The 2,713-nt window shown below is 70.3% G+C and carries 3 protein-coding genes and 2 pseudogenes; 2 read left to right on the top strand and 3 right to left on the bottom strand.

Annotation, left to right across the window (positions count from 1 at the left end; all coding sequences use genetic code 11):
• Positions 1–131 (bottom strand): annotated as a pseudogene (locus AC27KI_RS22375) (TetR family transcriptional regulator); the annotation flags it as partial.
• An 88-nt stretch (positions 132–219) separates the two neighbouring features.
• On the opposite strand from AC27KI_RS22375, the gene AC27KI_RS22370 reads away from it, so the two are divergent.
• Both AC27KI_RS22370 and AC27KI_RS22365 read left to right on the top strand, forming a co-directional pair.
• Positions 220–633 carry a VOC family protein gene (locus AC27KI_RS22370; protein ID WP_487115910.1) on the top strand — a complete coding sequence of 138 codons (414 nt, stop codon included), beginning with the start codon at positions 220–222 and terminating at the stop codon, positions 631–633.
• Positions 634–655: 22 nt separating this feature from the next.
• Positions 656–1,064 (top strand): annotated as a pseudogene (locus tag AC27KI_RS22365) (YciI family protein).
• A gap of 31 nt (positions 1,065–1,095) precedes the next feature.
• Here AC27KI_RS22365 and AC27KI_RS22360 read toward each other — a convergent pair.
• Both AC27KI_RS22360 and AC27KI_RS22355 read right to left on the bottom strand, forming a co-directional pair.
• On the bottom strand, positions 1,096–1,653 hold the full coding sequence (locus AC27KI_RS22360; RefSeq protein WP_487115908.1) for a DUF924 family protein: 558 nt from the start codon (positions 1,651–1,653) through the stop codon (positions 1,096–1,098).
• A 114-nt stretch (positions 1,654–1,767) separates the two neighbouring features.
• Entirely contained in the window at positions 1,768–2,670 is a 903-nt protein-coding gene (locus AC27KI_RS22355) for an OmpA family protein (protein ID WP_284401668.1), read from the bottom strand.
• Positions 2,671–2,713: the final 43 nt, after the last annotated feature.

Below are 2,713 nucleotides of genomic sequence, written 5' to 3'. Positions count from 1 at the left end.
GGGCCCCCTCGCGCGCCAGCGCCACGCCCGCGTCCAGCAGGGCGCGGCGCAAATCCCCCGTGGCGGTAGGTCTGGCGCGGGGGCATGGCGTTGGGGGGCGGGTTCGGGGCCTGCGGGGCGGGTTCGGTCATGCGGGTTTGTCGATGTGGACGCTGTCCATTGTGTCTGCTAAGGTTTTTGAACGGCGTACACAAGCCCCGTCCTTTTTTGGAGATGTCCATGGCCACCCAGATGTTCGTGAACCTGCCCATCCAGGACCTGTCCCGGTCCGTCGCGTTCTTCACCGCGCTGGGTTTTCGCTTCGACCCGCGGTTCACCGACGACAAGGCCACCTGCATGATCGTGGGCGAGCACAGCTTCGTCATGCTGCTCACGCAGCCGTTCTTCCAGACCTTCACCGACAAACCCGTGAGCGACGCGCATCGCTCCACCGAAGTGTTGATCTGCCTGTCGCGCGACAGCCGGGCGGCCGTGGACGAGATCGTGCGCCAGGCGGTCGCCGCCGGCGGCAAGGCGCCGCGCGCGGCGCAGGACCACGGCTTCATGTACCAGCACGGCTTCGAAGACCCGGACGGGCACCTGTGGGAAGTCATGTTCATGGAGCCCGGCGCCATTCCCCCCACCGAGTCCTGACCCCTGCCCCGGAGGCACCGCCATGCGATTCATGCTCTTGATGATTCCCCACGGCTACGAATCCGCCGCGCCCGGCACCGTGCCCGAGGCCGATGCCGTCGCGGCCATGATGGCCTACAACGAAAGCCTGCAGGCCGCCGGCGTGCTGCGGTCGCTGGAAGGCCTGCACCCGCCGTCGGCGGGCGTGCGCATCACCTTCGAAGGCGGCGCCCCCCCAGGTGCAGCCCGGGCCGTTTCCCGGCGTGGCCGAGGTGCTGGGCGGGTTCTGGATCATTGAGGTGGCCTCCCGGGAGGAAGCGATCGCCTGGGCCTCGCGCTGCCCGGCGTCGGGCAACGAAACCATCGAGGTGCGGCAGATCCAGGAGATGTCGGACTTCCCGCCCGATGTGCAGGAGGCTGCCAAGGGCTTCACCGAAATGCAGGGGCGCTGAGGGGCGCTGAGGGGCGCCCGGCAGCACCCCCTCAGAACGCGCTGCCGGGCTCCTGCAGGAAGGCCGTCTCCTGCGGCGTCGAAGGGCGGCCCAGCACGGCGTTGCGGTGCGGAAAGCGGCCGAAGCGCGCCACGATGTCCCGGTGCCGCACCGCGAAGTCCAGGTTGTTGGCGTTGCCGAGCTGCGTGAACAGCGCGACCGATCGCGCCTGCACCGCAGCGGACTCGCTGTGCATGTAAGGCATGTAGAGAAACGCGCGCCACGCGGGCGGCAAGGCGGCGTCGGCCTGGGCCGCCATCGCCTCCTGCGCGAGCACCAGGGCCATGCCGTCGTGCGCGAACGCCTGGGCGCTGTCGCGGTGCAGGTTGCGGGAGAACTGGTCCAGCACGATCACCTCCGCCAGCCGGCCCTGCGGCGTGGCGCGCCAGTCCCACAGCTCGGCTTGCGCCGCCTCGTGGTGCAGGCGGGCGAAGCGGTCGCGGATGGCGGCGTCGAACGCCGCGTCCTTGGCGAACCATTGCTGGGGCGTGGTTTCCTCGAACCAGAAGGTCAGCACATGGCGTGCGGCATCGGGCAAGTCAGGGTGCATGGCGGATCGGATCCAGAAAGGGTGGGAGACGAAAGAAAGCCGCCGTGCCCGGCAGATGCAGGGAAACGGCGGCGGTCGGTGCGGGCGGTGTCCCGCCCGCGGATCGGTCGGACTTTAACGGCCCTTGAGGTTGCCCTGTGCGTCGGCGATCACGATCTCGACGCGGCGGTTCATGGCGCGGCCTTCGGGCGAGCCGTTCTCGGCCACGGGGTAGGACTTGCCGTAGCCGCGTGCCGTGATGCGGCTGGTGTCCACGCCGCGCTGCACCAGCGCGTCACGCACGGCCTGGGCGCGGCGCTCCGACAGTTCCTGGTTGTAGCTGTCCGAGCCCACGCTGTCGGTGTAGCCCTCGATCAGCAGCTTGCGCTCAGGGAACTGCTTGAGGAAGTTGGCCAGCTTGTCCAGGCGCGGACCGGCCTGGGCCGACAGGTCGGCCTTGTTGAAGGCGAACAGCACATCGCCCAGCGTGACCAGCAGGCCGCGCTCGGTCTGCTGGCCTTCGATCTCGCGCAGCTGCGCTTCGAGCTGGCGCACGCGGTCCTGCGCGGCCCGGGCTTGCGCCTGCTGCTGCGCGGCGAGTTGCTCGGCTGTCATGGCTCGGGCCTGGGCGACCTGCGCATTGCGGGCCGAGGCTTCGGCCTCGCGGGTGCGCGCTTCCAGGCGCAGGCGGTCGGTCTCGCTGCCAGCCTGCTTGATCTCGGCGTCCAGGCGGCGGGCCTGGGCCGTGTTCGTGGCGATGGCGGCGCGCTGCGTGGCCAGGTAGGCCAGGTGGTTGGCTTCGGACTCGTCCTTCTCGTCGCGCAGCACATGGTCGGCGCGGGCCAGCGTGTCGGTGGCGGCCTTCAGTTCGAGTTGCGCATATTGGTTCACGGCCGGATCGGTGGCGGCGCGGTTCACGGCGGAGCGGGCCTGCTCCACGGCCGGTAGGGGGCCGGGCGACGCGCAGGCGGCCAGCAGGCCGGCGGCGAGCAGGGCAGCGGCCAGGGTGGAGGTTCGGCGGAGGTTGGATGACTGCATGGTGGTGTCCTTCAAATCGGGGGGTGGGCGGCCGCGCCGGCGG

It is taken from the genome of Acidovorax sp. KPB24-03 (assembly GCF_057546605.1).
This window is presented reverse-complemented; position numbering and strand designations above follow the sequence as displayed.